The organism is Desulfitobacterium metallireducens DSM 15288 (assembly GCF_000231405.2).
Lineage (GTDB): Bacteria > Bacillota > Desulfitobacteriia > Desulfitobacteriales > Desulfitobacteriaceae > Desulfitobacterium_A > Desulfitobacterium_A metallireducens.
In genome coordinates, this window is record NZ_CP007032.1 from 463,100 (window position 1) to 482,385 (window position 19,286).

General features: G+C 40.0%; 10 protein-coding genes. All 10 read left to right on the plus strand.

The window, feature by feature from the left end; all coding sequences use genetic code 11:
- Positions 1-39 precede the first annotated feature (39 nt).
- The 10 genes from cdaA (at position 40) to dptH (ending at position 19,271) form a co-directional block, all read left to right on the plus strand.
- Positions 40-861, plus strand: coding sequence for a diadenylate cyclase CdaA (cdaA, locus tag DESME_RS02320; RefSeq protein WP_006716511.1), 822 nt, complete (start codon positions 40-42; stop codon positions 859-861).
- Entirely contained in the window at positions 854-2,077 is a 1,224-nt protein-coding gene (locus DESME_RS02325; protein WP_006716512.1) for a CdaR family protein, read from the plus strand. The genes cdaA and DESME_RS02325 overlap by 8 nt, the downstream gene beginning before the upstream one ends.
- 56 nt (positions 2,078-2,133) lie before the next feature.
- Entirely contained in the window at positions 2,134-3,744 is a 1,611-nt protein-coding gene (locus tag DESME_RS02330) for an NAD(P)/FAD-dependent oxidoreductase (RefSeq protein ID WP_006716513.1), read from the plus strand.
- A gap of 141 nt (positions 3,745-3,885) precedes the next feature.
- Entirely contained in the window at positions 3,886-5,220 is a 1,335-nt protein-coding gene (gene glmM / locus DESME_RS02335; protein ID WP_006716514.1) for a phosphoglucosamine mutase, read from the plus strand.
- A gap of 476 nt (positions 5,221-5,696) precedes the next feature.
- On the plus strand, positions 5,697-7,520 hold the full coding sequence (gene glmS / locus DESME_RS02340) for a glutamine--fructose-6-phosphate transaminase (isomerizing) (protein WP_006716515.1): 1,824 nt from the start codon (positions 5,697-5,699) through the stop codon (positions 7,518-7,520).
- Between the two features lie 533 nt (positions 7,521-8,053).
- On the plus strand, positions 8,054-9,595 hold the full coding sequence (gene istA, locus DESME_RS02345) for an IS21 family transposase (RefSeq protein WP_006716270.1): 1,542 nt from the start codon (positions 8,054-8,056) through the stop codon (positions 9,593-9,595).
- The gene (gene istB, locus DESME_RS02350) at positions 9,595-10,338 is read left to right on the plus strand and encodes an IS21-like element helper ATPase IstB (protein ID WP_006716269.1); all 744 of its coding nucleotides are present in this window, start codon (positions 9,595-9,597) and stop codon (positions 10,336-10,338) included. The genes istA and istB overlap by 1 nt, the downstream gene beginning before the upstream one ends.
- A 615-nt stretch (positions 10,339-10,953) precedes the next feature.
- Complete coding sequence (gene dptF / locus DESME_RS02355; protein ID WP_025248613.1) at positions 10,954-12,729, plus strand: DNA phosphorothioation-dependent restriction protein DptF; 1,776 nt, start codon at positions 10,954-10,956, stop codon at positions 12,727-12,729.
- A 1-nt stretch (position 12,730) separates the two neighbouring features.
- Positions 12,731-14,137 carry a DNA phosphorothioation-dependent restriction protein DptG gene (dptG, locus tag DESME_RS02360; protein WP_006717297.1) on the plus strand — a complete coding sequence of 469 codons (1,407 nt, stop codon included), beginning with the start codon at positions 12,731-12,733 and terminating at the stop codon, positions 14,135-14,137.
- Positions 14,118-19,271: a DNA phosphorothioation-dependent restriction protein DptH gene (dptH, locus tag DESME_RS02365; RefSeq protein WP_025248614.1), complete on the plus strand. Its 5,154-nt coding sequence runs from the start codon at positions 14,118-14,120 to the stop codon at positions 19,269-19,271. The genes dptG and dptH overlap by 20 nt, the downstream gene beginning before the upstream one ends.
- Positions 19,272-19,286 lie beyond the last annotated feature (15 nt).

A 19,286-nucleotide genomic window follows, 5' to 3' on the forward strand; every position in this document is an offset into this window, starting at 1 on the left:
TATAAGACAAATTTTGAGATTAAACGAAGGAGGTAGACCGTGGCTCAGTTTCTTTCGCAAATCCGAGTACCCCTGGATTGGCGCAGTATCGTAGATATACTTGTTGTCGCGGTCGTACTCTATCAGTTAATTATGCTGATTAAGGGGACGCGTGCCGTTCAACTCATCAAGGGAATTGCCGTCCTCCTCATTATATCGACTATTGCAAAGTTTTTAAATCTAAATACCATTAGCTGGCTTTTAGAAAAAGTCTGGACGATGCTTTTTGTAGCCTTGCCCGTTGTGTTTCAACCGGAGTTGCGAAGGGCACTAGAACAAATCGGACGGGGTCATTTTTTCGTGAGCCATTCTTTATCTTTAGGACCGGAAGCTCTAGATCAAATGATTGAGGAATTAGTGCGCTGCAGCCAAGTGTTATCGAAAAACCGGATCGGGGCACTTATGGCGATTGAACGAGAGACTGGAGTTCAAGAATTTATTGAAACTGGGATTAAAATCGATGGTGTTGTTTCCTCTGAGTTTTTGGTGAATGTCTTTATCCCTAATACACCGCTTCATGATGGCGCCGTGATTATTCGTGGGGATCGAGTGGCGGCGGCGGGTTGCTTCTTGCCCTTATCGGAGAATTCGAATATTCAAAAGGAACTTGGTACTCGGCATCGCGCTGCAATCGGGTTATCTGAGGTCTCAGATGCTTTAATTATTATCGTATCCGAGGAAACAGGTGCAGTTTCTGTCGCATTAGATGGAGTCATCACGCGTTTTCTAGATGAGAAGATGTTAAGAGAATTATTAAAGAGAGAACTGCAAGTGAAAACGAGCAAGAGCTATGTACCTTTTTGGAGGTCTAAAAATGAATGAGGTATGGAAAAGGAATCTAGGTTATAAGATAGTTTCCCTGCTCTTGGCCATTTTATTTTGGCTCTGGGTAACAAATTCACCCTCAACGCAAACCTTGATTGGGGATCAAACGTTGACGGTCCCCTTGGTGACCAAAAATCTCCCCGTAAATTCGATGGTGATGACGAAACTTCCCTCTGTTCGCGTACGGTTACAGGGGACAAATTCAAGCGTAAATGTTAAAGACCTTTATGCCTATGTTGATCTTACGGGAACGACTCCAGGTGAACATCAATACACGATCCAAATGGACGCTATCCCGGGAATCCAAATCGTAGAATTGACTCCACAAACCATTAATCTAACCATTGATACCGTGCAGGAAAAGATGCTTCCGGTTCAGACTAATATTTCAGGCACTCCTGCTGAGGGGATGCAAGTAGGAGAGCCTATTATCAAACCCTCTGTCGTCAATGTCCGAGGACCGGGCTCAGTTCTTGCAGGTCTTGATAAGGTCGTTGTTGAGATGAATGTTGCGGAAGCGACAGATTCAATCACGAAATCTCTTCCTATTTTGTTTAGAGATAAGCAGGGTCAAAGTATCTTTGGTCCGGATCCGAGTATTCAGACCTTGATTGCGAGTCCGAGTAGTGTTGAGGTAATCGTGCCCATTATGGCAAAGGAAACGGCCAGCAAGACAATTCCCTTAACCGTTACAAGTCAAGGGGAACCGGCAGTTGGAATGAGTTTGCGTTCGCTTCAGACTATACCTGATCGGGTTCAGGTCTGGGGAAAACCTGAGGCACTGAAAGATTTTGATGTACTTACCCTAGGAACGGTGAATATCACAGGCTTAGCTGAGGATAAAACCTTCCAAATCCCTTCGGATAAAGTGAGTCTACCTGCAGGTATTTCTTTGAGTCCTGGAACGACTTTCAATGTGCTTGCGAGTATAGGGAAGGCTCCTCAATCAAAAACTATGACGGGTATGACGGTAGACGTTAGAAATATTCCAAGTGCTCTCGTACTTGCGCAAGTTCCGAATAAAGTAGATATTACAATAGAAGCAATCCCTGAAGTGTTAGATACGTTAACGGCGAGCCAAATCTCGCTTTGGGTCGATGCAAGTGGACAAGCTGAAGGAAGCTATGAGAATGTAAAGGCATTTTGGCAACTCCCGTCGGGAGTTAAGATGACTTCTACTCCAAACGTTTCTTACAGTTTAAAAGCAAAGTAGCGAACTTGCTTTGGATGAAGGATTATCCTTCATCGATTCATATAGGAGGTAGTTATTTGGACCTCATTTGGACAAACATACGCGTACCCGTGGAAGAAGAGGAATCTCTTCTTATCTCACGGATGGCCCATAAATTAAGAGTTCCTCCCCAATCCATTTCAGGATTAAGGATTGTGCGTCGTTCGTTAGATGCACGGAAAAAGCCTCAGCTTTTCTTTTCATATACTCTTACTTTTAATCTTGAATTGCCGATAAAGGAAGTTCAACGGATTTTAAGCCGAAATCGAGATTTGAAACCAGAACCTATAGAAGAACCCATTCTGCTGTCTAAACCGGACAAAAGATTAACCCATCGCCCCATTGTGATCGGAGCTGGTCCTGCAGGTTATTTTGCGGCTTTAGCACTTGCCCAAAAAGGATATGCTCCGCTTGTTCTTGAACGGGGAGACGCGGTGATCGAGCGGACACGGAAAGTGAATGAATTCTGGGAATCAGGGAACTTAGATACGGAAAGCAATGTCCAATTTGGCGAGGGTGGCGCAGGTACGTTTTCTGATGGTAAATTAACGACTCGAATTTCCGATCGTCGGATCACAGAAGTGTTGCATGCTTTTGTGAAAGCGGGCGCGCCAACTGAGATTCAATATCTAGCGAAGGCGCATATTGGAACGGATATTCTCAAACAAGTGGTTCAAGGACTCCGCCAAGAAATTATCGCTTTAGGGGGAGAAGTACGCTTTCGAACGAAGCTTACCGGGCTCCAGAAAACAACTGAAAAAATGACGGGAGTCGGAGTCAATGGTAATGAAGAAATCCCAGCTGAAGCTGTGATTCTGGCCATCGGACATAGTGCTCGGGATACGTATGAAATGCTTTTAGACCATGAAATACAGATTGAACAAAAGGCTTTTGCTATAGGGTTAAGAATTGAACATCCCCAAGAATTGATTAACCGTTCTCAATATGGAGTTGAGGAGCACCCGAAGCTTGGCCCTGCAGATTATCAGTTAACCTATCAGGATCAGCTGACAGGAAGGGGAGCCTATGCTTTTTGTATGTGCCCTGGGGGAAAAGTAGTTGCCGCAGCATCGGAAGAAGAACGGTTGGTTACCAACGGCATGAGTGTATATCGACGGGATAGCGGGATTGCGAATAGCGCTTTGGTGGTCACAGTGGGTCAAAACGATTTTGGAAGCAGCCATCCTCTGGCAGGAATTGAGTTTCAACGGCATTGGGAGCATCAAGCCTTTTTGGCAGGTGGAAGAAATTATTATGCACCGGTTCAGTGCGTTCCCGATTTTCTTAAGGGTCAGGAGAGCGATGATTTTTCCTGCCCTTCAAGTTATATTCCCGGGGTGACCGCCGTTGATCTTCATCATGTTTTGCCCAAGCCGGTGAGCGAGGTGTTAGAACGCGCCCTGACTTCCTTCGATCATAAAATTAAAGGCTTTGCCGGGGAGACTGCGACATTGACAGGGGTTGAGACACGGACCAGTGCACCGATCCGGATTACTCGTGATGAAAACGGAGAGGCGTTAGGGATCAAAGGCCTTTTCCCGGCTGGAGAAGGAGCAGGCTATGCTGGAGGGATTATTAGCGCGGCAGTGGATGGAATACGAGCTGCAGAACGCCTAATGGCACAGTATGCCCCAGTTGGGCGCTCTTGAATTTGTAGCGAATGACGGATCGATTTAATGGATTGCGGAAATTTGCAGGTTAAAGTAGAATAGTGAACAGATAAGACATATAAGCATACGGTAGATACGAAATTTTAGATAGGGTACATATACTTAGGAAGGGGCATAACCTTGAGTAGATTATTTGGAACAGATGGAGTTCGTGGAATAGCAAATCAAGAATTGACACCTAACATCGCTTTCCGTTTAGGACAAGCAGGGGCCTATGTATTAAGTAAAGAACATCCTCATCCACGTATTATTATTGGAAAAGATACTCGGATTTCCGGAGATATGCTAGAGGCAGCATTGATTGCAGGAATTTGTTCTGTAGGCGCTGATGTTTTACGCGTAGGCATTTTACCGACACCGGGGATTGCCTTTTTAACCCGAACTTTGGATGTCAGCGCAGGGGTTGTTATCTCCGCTTCTCATAATCCGGTACAGGATAATGGAATCAAATTCTTCGCTTCGACAGGATTTAAGCTGCCGGATGCGATTGAGGATGAGATTGAAGCAATTTATCAAAGTGAGGAAAAACCCTGGGAAGTTCCGATCGGCGGTGAAGTGGGCAGGGTTATTGAGATTCGGGATGCTGAGCGGCGTTATATGGATTTCCTGAAGGCAACGGTGGGACGACTCGATGGACTTAAGGTTGTATTGGATTCGGCTAACGGTGCAGCTTCGCAGGTTGGTCCGAAGCTTTTGGAAGAGTTGGGTGTAGAAGTTATTCCCATTTGTAATCAGCCGGATGGAGTGAATATTAATGCAAGTTGTGGTTCTACTCATCCAGGAGCATTGCAGAAAGCGGTCCTCGAATATAAGGCTGATTTAGGTTTAGCCAATGATGGGGATGCTGATCGCTTAATTGCTGTGGATGAGAACGGTCAAGTTGTCGATGGCGACTTTATTATGCTTATCTGTGCGCTTGCTCAAAAGGCTAAAGGTAAACTCGAAAAAAATGCACTTGTGATTACAGTGATGAGCAACCTTGGCTTGAAGATTGCTCTTAAAAAAGCGGGTATTGAAGTGCTGGAGACCCAAGTTGGAGACCGATACGTTATGGAGGAACTTTTACGCACGGGTGCCAAACTCGGCGGCGAACAATCCGGACATATCATTTTTCTAGAACATAATACGACAGGGGACGGCTTGCTCACCGCGATTCAGCTTCTTACGGTGATTAAGGAAGAGAAGAAATCCTTAAGAACTTTGGCTGCGCAAATGCAACGCCTACCTCAAGTCTTGATTAATACCCGAGTTGAGGATAAAGAAAAATCGATGAATCATCCTGACGTTCTGAAGAAAGTGGAAGAGGTTAAGGCGGTTTTAGGGGATAGTGGGCGTATCCTTGTCCGACCTTCGGGAACGGAACCGCTCGTCCGTGTTATGGTGGAAGGACCGGATCAGGATCACCTTAAATTTTTGGCTCAATCTGTGATTGAGGTTATCCAAAAATTGGTGTAGCTATTTTTGGAAAATCGCGTATAATGGTTCGTGTACTGCTATATCTATAATAATGGCGAGATATATAGTACATGAACCTATTTTTTGAATGAGATTTTGAATGGGGTGATGCTGTTAGCAGAAATAGAAAGTAGAAGGTCAGATTGTGAATTAGAGAAAATTTTGGCAAGTATATGAAGCGCCTGGACCATAATCAAGACTCGAGGTCAAAACTTGGAGATCTTGATTACGGTTGACGAGGAAGAGGGTTATCGAAGATTTCGGCGGGTCCCTCTCGGTGTCTTGACATCGTAAGGCTTATGACAAAACCGCGAAGCAATTTGCGAAACAAAACGTAAGTCTCAAGACAAGGGGAAAGTGTATTTATTTCAGTTCCCTTGGTTAATTGTGGCCAAGATTTTTTCTAAGTCGCCTCGAAGGTGGCTTTTTTGTTTATTACAGATTAAGGTCTAATGTTGAGAGGAGAGAAAAAATTCATGTGTGGAATTGTTGGATATATTGGGAAACAACCGGCTGTACCCGTGTTGTTAGAAGGCTTAAAGAAGTTAGAATATCGAGGATATGACTCAGCTGGAGTGGCTGTTTTAGATGAAACAGGGATTTCAACCTGTAAGACGGTGGGTAAACTAGCAAATTTAGAAGAAAAACTGGGCCAGGATTATTCGAAAACCTGTATTGGGATTGGACATACACGTTGGGCTACCCATGGCCGTCCGTCAGATATCAATTCACATCCCCATCTGGATTCAGAAGAGAAGTTTGCGGTTGTTCATAATGGAATTATTGAGAATTACCTCGAATTGAAAGAGTGGTTAATTGAACAAGGCCATCAATTCATTTCGGAAACCGATACGGAAGTTCTACCTCATTTGGTCAGCTATTATTATGAAGGAGATCTGGTGGAAGCCGTTCGAAAGGTTCTGAAGAAGGTACGGGGTTCTTTTGCCATGGTCGTATTGAGCCGTCAAGATCCAGACAAACTTGTAGCTGCGCGTAAGGACAGTCCAATGGTGCTTGGGCTGGGTGAAGGGGAGTACTTTGTCGCCAGCGATATCCCAGCTATTTTGAACTATACCCGTAAAACGTATATCCTTGAGGACGGGGAAATGGTCGTTTTGACGAAGGATGGGGTTACGGTAACTGACTTTGAAGGTAATCCTAAATCGAAAGAAGTATATGAAGTAAAGTGGGACGCTGTAGCTGCAGAAAAAGGCGGCTATGATCACTTTATGCTTAAAGAAATCTACGAACAACCGAAAGCGCTGCGCGATACGATGGCTAGCCGCTTGGGCGAACAAGAAGTTATACTTCAAGAATTTAAGCTCAGTGCAGAAGAAGTAAAGGATCTCCATAAAGTCTTTATCGTGGCTTGCGGAACGGCCTGGCATGCAGGATTAGTGGGTAAAACCTTGATTGAACGTTGGGCACGAATTCCTGTGGAAGTCGATATCGCTTCCGAATTCCGTTATCGTTCTCCTTTGATCGATAAACACACGATGGTTGTCGTGATCAGTCAGTCTGGAGAAACAGCAGACACCTTGGCAGCGCTTCGTGAAGCTAAAAAACTCGGCGCGCGTGTCGTTGCGGTTACGAATGTAGTCGGAAGTTCCGTTTCTCGCGAAGCTCATGATGTCATCTATACTTGGGCAGGTCCTGAAATCGCAGTGGCTTCAACGAAAGCGTATACCACGCAGTTGGAAGGTATGGTTTTACTCGGTCTCTATTTGGCACAGGCTAGGGGAACAATGTCACCTGAGAAGATTGGGCAAGTCATTACCGCTTTGAAAGAAATTCCTACGCAAGCACAAGAAGTACTTGAGCAAGCGAAGGACATTGAGGATTTTGCGCAATCCTTTGTTGACGTGGAAGATACATTCTTCATTGGGCGGAGTCTCGACTGGAATGTGGCGATGGAAGGCGCTCTTAAGTTGAAAGAAATCTCGTACATTCATGCGGAAGCCTATGCCGCAGGGGAGCTTAAACACGGAACTCTCGCCTTGATTACTGAGCAAACCCCGGTTATTGCAATTGCTACACAAATGGATGTGTATGATAAGACGGTTTCAAATGTTAAAGAGGTTAAAGCTCGGGATGCAAAAGTGATCGGGATTACCTTCCAAGGAAATAAGGATCTGGCTAAATCGGTGGATCATGTGATCTATTTACCTAAAACCGTTGTAGAGCTTGCTCCCATCCTGACGGTTATTCCACTTCAGCTACTCTCTTATTATGTATCTGTAGCTAGAGGGTGTGACGTGGATAAACCGAGGAATTTGGCCAAAAGCGTTACTGTTGAATAAGGAAAAACAACTTAAAAATGCCCTCCTCATTGTTTTCCCCCAATAAACCCTTTCGCTCAATTGAAATCTTTACCGTGAAGAAGAGAAAAGGGAATAGAAAAATAGAACTGAAAAATGCCCGAAACCCTTGAAAACAAAGGGGTAGAGAAGGATTATCGAAAGTAAAATCCTGACTCTACCTCTTTTTGCTTATATTTAGCATTATTTGGACGGTAACACTTTCTAACATTCTCTTTTTTAATGTGAAAAGGTCACTTTTGACAGTTGTTGCATTTTGGTTTGGCTTAAGATAACAATTTAGAATAATAACGACTGATAAAATCTTCTCTATCACATTTGGCAAGTTTATATTTCATATAGAATTGAGTGAATATTACGGAGCAAAATGAGCCATGCTTCCGGACTGTGAGAGCCACAGCTCCGGATTTTTAGAGCCACCCTTCCGGATTGTGAGCCACTTGATGAAACTTCTTATTAGAATGTAGTTATACACCCGAGAGAGGAGTGTAAATACATTCATAGGAGGTCATCAAATGACCAATTATCGAGAGATTCTTCGGCTAATTAGCCAAGGAATCAGTCAACGCAGCATCGCAGTGAGCTGCGAATGCTCACGCAACACTGTTGCCAAGGTGGTGAAACGATCCAACGAGCTTAATATTACTTGGCCGTTAAACCCAGATCGGACGAATGGTGAATTGCACAAGCTTTTCTATCCTGAATCCACATTACCTCCTACCCGAAAGCGCCCGGATAATGAGTACATTCATAAAGAAATGGCGAAAAGCGGAGTAACGCTCAGTCTGCTTTGGAATGAATACTGCGAATCCTGCAGACTCAGCAATGAGATTCCCCTCATGTATACTCAGTTTTGCTACCATTATCAGCAGTATGTGGCGAAGACCAAAGCGACCATGCATATCGGACGAAAGCCTGGCGAACAAATGGAGGTCGACTGGGCAGGCCAAACGGCAAGCCTCGTGGATACGGATACAGGAGAGAGCATTGCTGCCTACATATTTGTAGCTGTTCTACCGTACAGTCAATATGCTTATGTGGAAGCTTTTCTGAATCAAGGCCAAGAATCCTGGATTACAGCTCATGTCAATGCCTACAAGTATTTTGGAGGCGTTACACGGATTCTTGTACCGGATAATCTGAAGACCGGTGTGGAACGCTCCTCATGGTATACGCCTATAATCAACAAGTCTTATCACGAAATGGCCGAGCACTATGGGACCGCTGTTATTCCTGCTCGGGTAAGAAAGCCCAAGGATAAACCCAGTGTTGAAGGGACGGTTGGCACCATTTCCACCTGGATCGTTGCGGCTCTCCGTCGTCAACAATTCTTTTCTCTTCCAGAACTTAACCTGGCGATACGAGAGAAACTGGAGGCCTTCAACAGTAAACCGTTTCAGAAGAAAACGGGAAGCCGTCAGAGCGTATTTCGAGAAGAAGAGAAAGCCCTGTTACTACCTCTTCCCGCAGTACCCTATGAATTAGCAGTTTGGAAGGTTGCCACCGTCCAATTTAACTATCATGTTACTGTAGAGAAAATGCATTACAGCGTCCCTTATGAATACATCAAACACAAAGTCGATGTCCGAATCACCCGTTATGTAGTTGAAGTGTTTTTTAATAATCACCGGATATGTTCCCATCCTCGCTTGCATGGTCGTCCCGGACAATACAGCACAGTTACGGAACATATGCCGGAAGACCATCAAAAGTATACAGCATGGAATGGCGAACGCTTCGTATTTTGGGCAGAAAACGTTGGTAAACATACCGCCGTGGTAGTGAAGGCAATCTTGTCTTCTCACCGTATAGAACAACAAGGCTACAAAAGCTGTATGGGTTTACTCAAACTAGCAGATAAATACTCGGTTAGTCGCTTAGAAGCAGCCTGTGAAAAAGCACTCTCCTACACACCCAACCCCAGCTACAAAAGCATTCAGACCATCATCAAAACGGGACAAGACAAAATCGTCAAGGAAGAGCCGGTTAACCCTGAGAAATCCTCTAACAGCTTTGGTTTTACCCGAGGCGCAGACTACTACAGGAGGAATTCATAATGGTTAACGAAACAACAATCGGCAAGCTTAATGAAATGCGACTCACTGCTATGGCAGAATCATTTCGCCAACAACTTCAAGATCCATCCTATACCGCATTAAATTTTGAAGAACGATTCGGGCTCATGGTGGACACGGAATGGGCAAGGCGTAAGAACAATAAACTCACTCGCCTCATCCGCAAAGCCGATCTTTACTTTAATCAAGCGTGCATTGAGGATATTGAATATCATGCGGATAGGAAATTGGACAAAGCACAAATCGCTCGGTTATCAACATGTACTTACATCCAAGAAAAACACAACATCATTATCCTTGGTGCTTCCGGCGCAGGAAAAACCTATCTCAGCTGTGCCTTCGGTATTGCCGCCTGCCGCAACTTCTATACAGTGAAGTATATTCGGCTTCCCGATTTACTGAATGAACTGGCAGTAGCACGAGGAGAAGGTATCTACAAAAAAGTAATGAAGCAATACAAGCAAGTCAGTCTGCTCATTCTAGATGAATGGTTACTCGTTCCACTGGGTAATAGTGAAGCACGTGATCTTTTAGAAATCGTGGAAGCGAGACACAAAAAGGGATCAACCATTTTCAGTTCTCAATTTTCACCCGCCGGATGGCATGGCAAAATTGGTGAGGATACTTTAGCTGATGCCATCTTGGACAGAATTGTTCATGATTCCTATACAATCTTGATCGATGGCCAAGATTCCATGCGTAAACGCAAAGGAATACAGGAATAACAAAACCTTACTCTAGTTTAGAGAGCTGTGGAGAGTGAGGACAAGCCCTTTTGGGTCTTTCTCAAAAGAACTTGCCCACACTCTCCACAAACTCAAGGAAATTCGGGTGGCTCTCTGTCCGGAGCAGTGGATCATTTTTTCCAGAGAGATGGCTCAGTGACATCTGGAATAGTGGCTCTCTAAAACCGTAATATTCATTGAGGATTGCTAAAATATATTTATAGAGGGAACTAATATCATTTGAACCGCTACCTGGGCGGTTTTTACTTTGTTCTAAAATTGTTGTTTTTCTTAATTTTTAGTTATCATCAAAAGTAAAGAAGGAAACAGAAAATATAAGGAGAAATATATATAAAAATGGTGAATTTAGCCAGAGAATAATATATTAGGAAACATCTACGGTAGGAACACGCGATCACATAATGAGGACAATAATTATAGCAAATCTATCGGATCTATTCCGAGATATTGAAGAAGATCGCAAGAAAGCCAGTTTTGGATGTACGAGTATATATAAAAGAATTATCTTGTCAGGACCTAGGTATAAATTGAGAAAATAAATAATGAAAGAATTCAGCGAAATACCATACAGTGATTTCTTTGGGGGGTGCCTAATTGTTGATACAACACTCTTGCTTAATTGAACATCTAAAAAGGTTAAAAGAATCATCTAAGGAAGCTGTTGAAAACGCTGATTATTTTAGTGCTTTTAATGAATATATGCACGTTAAGCGGCCAGTTGAAGATGAATTACTAGAATTGATCCAAAGAACTAGTCAATCAGATAAACCGCAACTAATATTAGTCTGTGGTGGGGTGGGTGACGGTAAGTCGCATTTAATTGCATATTTGAAAAATACTTATCCTGACTTATTTGATAAATTTGATATTCATAATGATGCTACAGAAAGTTTCGAACCAAACAAGACTTCACTTGATACTTTGAATGAATTTTTAGATGACTTTTCAGATGAAAGAATTAGTATTGAAGGCAATAATTCTAAGTTAATTGTAGCAATAAATCTCGGGTCCTTGAACAATTTTATTGACTCGGAATATCAAGGCCATTTTAAGAAATTGAAAGACTATGTTCTCCAAAAAAATATATTAGAACCTAAAATTATTAAAAGTGAAAGTAAAGAATTTAGCTTTTTTCATTCTATCAATTTTAGTGACTATAATATTTTTAGTTTAACTGATACGGGAGTCAGATCGGCGTATCTTAAGGGCTTGTTCGAAAGAATTACAAATGTAGATGAAAAAAACTATATTTATACCATATATAAGCATAATTGCATCGCATGTTCTTACGAAGGCCGTTGTCCCGTTAAAGTAAATTATGAACTTTTGTCACAATATTCAATGCAAATCCAATTAATCGAAGTTATTGTAGAAGCAATTCTAAAGTATAAATTGATCATTTCTACTCGCTCGTTCTTAAACTTTATCTATGAAATTTTAGTACCTAGTGACTTAGATGTTCTTGTAAAATCTGAGATCGAATCAAGTCTTAACCAAATCGAGCTAATAAAATATCTTAATAGTTTAATGCCAAACCTGATTTATGACCGTAAAGATCGATCGGATTTTTCGCGAGTTTTAGCAACTTTGGATCCCCTGGGTGTAAGAACTTCGGATTTGGACGATTTGCTGATTACTCTTAATACTACACGAGGGTTTGCGAAGCTATTTGCTGAACATGTTGATATTACAGGCTTGACTTGGTTGGAAGATGAGTTTCAAAAAGAAAAATTTTTGGCAGTGACAACTCCATCGGAATTTAAAAAAATTCTTATAAAAACGTTTGTAAGATTATTTAGATTTAAGCCAAAGAGTAATGTTCTATGTTTGGAAGATCCAGTATACAGACGGTTTTTGAAAGATCTGTATTTCTGGAATGCAGGAGATATGCAGGGAATTAAGACGGTATTCACTAATGTTAAAGAATCTGTATTTAAATGGAATGGGGAAGGACAGAATCGTGGGATTAACTTATTGATTGGTAAGAATCAAATCAAATATAAAGTTAGTCAGTTTCTTGAATTATCACCATGTTTGGATGGGCTGCCCTGTACAGCATCAGGGAAACTTGACAAATTTCTTCCTTTTATTACGTTGCTCTTTAAGAATAGGAAAAAGGGAACTCTACCGCTTGAGATTTCTATCGATTACTCACTCTATTATTTATTAGATCAAGTACGGAACGGGTATAGGCCTAATAAGAAAGATAAACAAGATTTCATTAGTTTCATGGAATTTATGAATAAAGTTGTACTATTGGGCGAACAAGACAAAGAACTGAAGTTTGAGCAGAAATTCGGAGGAGATATACTTAAATTCAAACTGTCGTATGACGAGGATTTTGAGGAATATAAGTTTGTGAGGGTTTGACATGAATATTCGTTTGGACTTTGATGGAATTAAGCGAGATTTTAAGTTTAACAATCAAATAGAGGTGGGTGAATTTGGTTTAAGACATAATACTGGGGAGAAAATTAAAATTCTTCCTTACAAAACAAAGGTACCTTCTGTCGATGACTTAACTCAGTTTTCTGGGATTTCGGGGGCCTTTTCGAGATTGTTACTTGATCTAAAGGGAATAAACGATTTTAATGTAAAACAGATCGCCGACAAGATTTTCTTGAAAGTTTATTTTGATCAAGAAGCGGATAAAAGTTGGTTTCTAGATATTTTAGAAGAATTATTTTTATATCGCTCTGAAGTAGAGATTTTTCACCCATTACTCTTTAATTACTTGCCACTCAGAAGCATTCATCAAAGCCAGATCGCAAAGTTTTTATATGATGTACTAGTTGACCCTAAGACAAAAGATAAGGTGAAAGCTGCCTATAGCGGTGAACCGGAAAATGTATTAATGAAACTCATGCTGGATAGTTTGCCAAATTTAGAATCCATGGAGAACACTGAAGTTCAGTATGTCTCGTTTCTTCCCTATATTTCGAACTTGTTTAATGAAGATTTACTGTTTATGATTTCTGACAACTCATTTTTTGTTAGAGATTTTGAGAAATTGCTAGATTATTATTATTTTTTCTATGTTTCACAGTTAGCACTGAGATTTGATAAGATGTTTGAAGTCGAGGTACCTGAGCCTGTGCCCATTTACTTTAATCTTGATTGGGAGAAGACTTCTAAAATTAGGACTAGTTATATCGGAGGTTGGGTTTACTTAAAACCCAAGATCTATTCCCTGTTTTCACATACGATCACTTTGGAATTTTTGAATCATGTTTTTGGATCTGAAAAGAGCTTGACTTATGCTAGTATATATGAAGTCATACATACAATGAGTGATTCAGAAAGAGATAATTTCGAACAGGATGTTAAGTGTTTGTTGGACCTTTATAAAGCACAAGTTCAAGATGTTAATTGGAAGGACTTCTCAGTCTCGAGAAAATATGATGAACCAATATTGAGTGAAATTTTTAACCTTCAGCGGGCAATTGAGTTCCAATTTACGGCCAGTGGTAGAAAAGGGGTTCCATTAAAATATGCCGACTGGTTTGAAAAATACGCGGAGGCTCATTTCCTAAAAAAACGGGGTCCGCTAGGCTATACACTAAATATAACTCAGGACTTCTTGATTTTTTTTATCCGATTGAGTATTAAGGATCAACCTAAAATCAAACTAAAGCAACTTTATGAAGAGTTTGAAAAGCGAGGCTTATTTCTTGATCGTGACTCGAAGGAACATATTATTAAACTATTAGAAAAATTAAATTTATTGGAGAAAAAGAGTGATAGTGGGGATGCACAATATGTTAAGTCCATTTTATAATTTTTTAGCGACAAGGGTTTTAAGATTCTTACAAACAACGGAAATAAAACCTGGAGATAAGTTTCATATTCAATTTGAAAAAAAAGAGCAAGTTACTAGTTTGTACAACGCATTAGCAACAACTCCAAGCGTACAAGCGTTTATATATAAAACGAAATCAAATGAAAACTATCAAACATTTTGCATTAAAACGAATCAAGTGACTGTCATTATAGCGGCTACAAATGAAGAAATTACTCCTGACTTTCTAACTCATTTGAGAAATAAAGTTGGAACCTCCCAAGAAGATTTTGAGAATACAGCCATCATCTTCATTCATGACACTAGTTTAGATAGCCTTATTAAAGGCTCCGTAGGATTTCACCAAGAGGGGATGCCTTTTCATGTAAAATCAATTACCAAAGATTTGAAAAAACAAATTAAGGAATCGAAGCTGTCTCTGGGCGATAGAGAAATACTATATTTAAACATAAAAAAGAAAGATCTAACAGACTTTGAAGATTCGACTTCAATTTTCGAGTATGAAGAAATATTAAGTGCTATTTATAGCCAGCACATCGATCCACTACATTACAGAGATTTTGGTCTTTTCCGCGATAGCCAGTTACCCTTAGAAAATGATCAGAATCAGATTCGACGTCGGTTAGAAGAAAACTTCGAGTTATACAATAAAGTTGATAAAGTGCATAAGTACGGTAACCCTGACCAGGATTTAGAAAAATACTTCGACGAAAAAGGAATTAGCAAGTTAAAAGAACAGACTTGGACAGGAGTAGAATATAAAGTAGTCAAGTTTTCGGCGGATAATCGAAAAGCTGTGAAACCCATTGCCTATATAGAAAGCTCGATCTATGAAACCTCTCAAGGGGTGGTGTATTGGGAAAGGCCTGACGGTACGAGCACTACAAAATCGAGAATTCGACATATCATGGTATTTAATAATAAGTACGCTGAAGAAATTAATCTAACTTTTAGCTTTGACGGTTTTCTGAAGGCAGAGTTCTTGAAGGTGGAACAACATTCTAATGCGTCAGGTACTATTTCTGGAAAGAAGATTAAGCTGAAAATTAAACCGATAAAAGGGCAAACTGATTTTAGTAAAGTTACATATAAAGATGAGTATGCGAAATTTGAATTCAGAGTGTGTATAGTAGCTGTGCAAAAGGAAATTTTTGACGCGATAAAAGGAAACTATACCATTATAAGAAAGCCTAGCTTAGAGGTCATTGCCGTTAACTCTGAAGAGGATCTCGTAATCAACCCTAGTGGCGATAACCAAATATTTGAAGAGATTGTGGTGGAAGGTCAAATAGTCGAACTTGAAAATCTAGAAGAGCAATTGATTCTAAAGATGAATGTTGCTCCTAATGATGAGGACATTTCATTAACGAAGTTTAGTTTGAAAGTGGATAATTCTCTTATTCCCTTGGGGTTTAGAGAAGGCGTTGAAAAACCTAAAATAATTACTGGAGCTAATGTTCGGAAATTGAAGTTTGAATTAAAAGAAAGTTTTCAGTTAAGGGGAGAAAATAAGCTGATTCAAGGAACTACTGAGTATTTCACTCGTGAAGAATTCAGGAGGGATTTGGAAAAAGAACGGACGATCATCGAGAGTGGTGCAGAATTTTTCAAGGATTCTCACTCAGGATTGGAGCCTATTATTCTAGAAATTGACCCAAGAATTAAGTTGAAGTACAACGCTTTGATCAAATACTATCAAATTAATAAACTTTTACCTAGCTTAGCCTACTTGGATAAGGAGTTAAGCCAACTTTGCTTGGAGTATGTTAATACCTATTACGACCTGCTTTGTGACTTGAAAAATGGCTCATCGTTATCTCAACAAGAGAAGAACTTGATTAAAATAGGTACAATTGAGAATATTGATGGAGACCAAGAAATTCTCTTCACGCCTCTTCACCCGATTAATGTCGCTTATCATCTTCTTTTAAACCAAAAGGTTCAAAGTGAAAGATTGACGGAAGACCTTATGAAACGTCTGAATTCCCTGCATCTTATACCTTATATTTATCATGATGACGGTAGTCTGTACAAACCCGTAGAGCAAAGCCATTCACCAGAGTGGGCATATTATGCCAATAACAAAATGCAGCGCTACAAAGGATCAAGGGATTTTGTAGCGAAGTTAGTGTCGGAAAAGATTGAAGAGTTTGTCGATCATTTTTCATATCTCTTTGAATTGGCTAAAAATGCTCCGATTAAAATTAACCTAATTAATCTAGGGGATTGTAAAGAGGTCTTGCAGGGGATATTCGGATATTATCGTAAAAAGATTTATAAATCAAAACGACTGGAGGAGTTATTGCCTATTGAATTACGGATCTACAGCAAGGTAAATATTAGCAATTCCTTCGAGGAATTCTCATTCTATGACGACCCCCATCTGATTAGGGAAACTTTCGGAGTAAATGTAGAGTTATCTGATTCTGATGACTTTGATGAGGTCGATCTACTTAGTATATTTCGTGAGAAGGTCCACTTTTACACAAATAATAGTGAGCAATCTCAATTTGAGTATTGCCATATTTGTTTTTATGAGATGGATCGGTTTATCGAAGTTACCAACAGTAAAATGGCGGATATTGCAACGGGTATTTCCAATGACGGATTGATCTCAGGGACGCCAACAGTGTACGTTGGTAATGCCTATAAAACAGGATTCGGGACTAAGTATATAAATACTGAAAGTAATTTGCTGATCGATCTTGCGGTTCAGATGAATGCGCTTGCGAGAGTGGCTAGATCCCTTGATCTCTATAATGATGAGGAGTGTATCGTTACAGCGATAGCTGAAGAGAATAAAAGTTTTTTAGATGGTGTTTATGATTCTTCGCATTGGGTAACGTTTATAGAGCCACATGTTAGTTTGGACTTCTTTAAGAATGAACTGATTGGAAAGGACTTGCTTATCATTCACTATAGTGATCAATATACATCATCGAGCGGTTATGACGCAATTACTGTGACGAGAAAATCAAAACAGTATCAACAGATTATTGAAGGTTTTCTACTAGAGAAATCAATAAGCAATTCAAAGCAATCTTTGTTTGATATTATTAATTTTTTCAATGCTGTCAATGGTGATTGGCTGCTACGGCTTATTTCCAATATGAGCCAATTCCCGAGAGAGAAAATTAGTATCTTGTCTGCAATAAAGGTTTCCCTTGCCTACTTAGATCACCCGGAGATTATTTGGGTACCAATCTCTTTGGAGGAAATTTTGAGGGTTTCCGGTGGAGCAGGTCTAAAACAAAAAGATGGGCTTTTCTCTGCGAAAAACTTAGGAGAGGAAGGTCAATTTAGCGATGATTTATTGCTGGTTGGCATAGAAGCAGTCAATGAAACGATTAAAGTCCACTACTATCCGATCGAAGTAAAAATTGGCGATAATCCTTCCGGAGTGATTGAGAAGGCTATTGAGCAAGCGAGAAAAACCAGAAAGTTGATACAAGATCATTTGACCAGGGATAATGAAAATGTAGACTTTACTAATACAGTCTATCGAAATTTTATTATGCAAATGGTTTTATTAAGTGCTGAAAAAATGCAATTATACCAGGTCTGGCCTGAACGAAATTGGAATAGGCTAACTGACGTTTTAAGAGAAAAACTTTTGAACGATCATTATGAAATTAGTACTACGCTCGATAAATATATTGGGCTAGGAGCTGTTATATCCTTTAAGAAGAATGTATATTTCAAAAGAACGTTCAAACAGAACGATATACTAATATTAGAACTAACAGAACAAGATGGGTATAATATGTTAACCCAAAATATTGAAGACCTCAAACAGAAGGTCGCCAAGGGTGAGAGCGATTTAGATCAAGATCTATTACTCTCGAAGAACTATATCCAACCTTCATCAAAATTTGAGTATGCTAACCAAGATCAAATAAAAAAGCTGAGCTCGCATCCTAAAATTGCAGAAGTTAAGATCAATAACTTTGAAACTCAAGGTACAATAGATCAGCCCATGGAAATACTATTTGGGCATTTAAAAGACAAAAAACCTGTGTATTGGTATCCAACATCGACGAATAAAGTGATGCACACCAACACGGGAATCATCGGGACAATGGGTACTGGAAAAACACAATTCACCAAAAGCTTAATTATGCAGCTCAATGGAAACTCAATGACAAATGTAAACAAAACCCCAATCGGCATCTTAATCTTTGATTATAAAGGAGATTATGTAAAAGAGGAATTTACAAAAGTAACGGGGGCTAAGGTATATAAACCTTATCATCTTCCATATAATCCATTGGCACTGTGTATGACGGATGCCATGAATCCGTTACTTCCACTTCATACTGCTAATAGCATTAAAGAGACGATTTCGACTGCTTTCGGCCTTGGTGTTAAACAGGAAACACTACTACGGGAAGTTATTATGGAAGCTTATGAGGCAAAGGGAATTCGCAAAGCGGATCCTAGCACATGGAATCTTCCGGCACCAACATTGAGCAATGTCTACAAGGTTTATGCGAATAGGGAGGATATTAAAGAAGATAGTCTTTATGCTGCACTCACTAATCTTTTTGAATTCGAAATATTTGAGCCTGACTCTAGAAATACCAAACCCCTCTTTGACATTATTGAAGGAATAACTGTAATAAATCTTTCTGGATATGATGAAGGTATTCAGAATTTAGTTGTTGCAATTACTCTGGATGTTTTTTATAACCAAATGCAAATACAAGGACATAGTATAATTAATGGTAACTATAGAGAAATCACACGGATGATCTTAGTCGATGAAGCTGATAATTTTTTAACCAAAGATTTTAAGTCTTTAAAGAAGATCCTTAAGGAAGGTCGCGAATTTGGGGTAGGTACAATTTTATCGACCCAATTATTAAGCCACTTTTCGACAGCCGGAAATGATTATGCAAATTATATCTTAACGTGGATCGTTCACAATACATCAGATATTTACTCTAAGGATGTGAAATATATCTTCAATACACAATCTAAGAATGAAGAAGAAAACATATTAACAAAGATAAAGAGTTTGGAGAAACATTATAGTATTCTTAAACAGGGGGGTAATTCTGAACCTATTTTGATGAGAGATATGGCATTTTGGGAACTAGTAAAAGAACTGTAGTGTGAAGCAAACACA

Excerpts from the sequence above, each read along its gene's own strand:
- DESME_RS02325 (WP_006716512.1), top strand. The coding sequence starts at position 854 with ATGAATGAGGTATGGAAAAGGAATCTAGGTTATAAGATAGTTTCCCTG.
- glmS (WP_006716515.1), top strand. The coding sequence starts at position 5,697 with ATGTGTGGAATTGTTGGATATATTGGGAAACAACCGGCTGTACCCGTG.
- istA (WP_006716270.1), top strand. The coding sequence starts at position 8,054 with ATGACCAATTATCGAGAGATTCTTCGGCTAATTAGCCAAGGAATCAGT.
- dptG (WP_006717297.1), top strand. The coding sequence starts at position 12,731 with ATGAATATTCGTTTGGACTTTGATGGAATTAAGCGAGATTTTAAGTTT.
- dptH (WP_025248614.1), top strand. The coding sequence starts at position 14,118 with ATGTTAAGTCCATTTTATAATTTTTTAGCGACAAGGGTTTTAAGATTC.
- istB (WP_006716269.1), top strand. The coding sequence starts at position 9,595 with ATGGTTAACGAAACAACAATCGGCAAGCTTAATGAAATGCGACTCACT.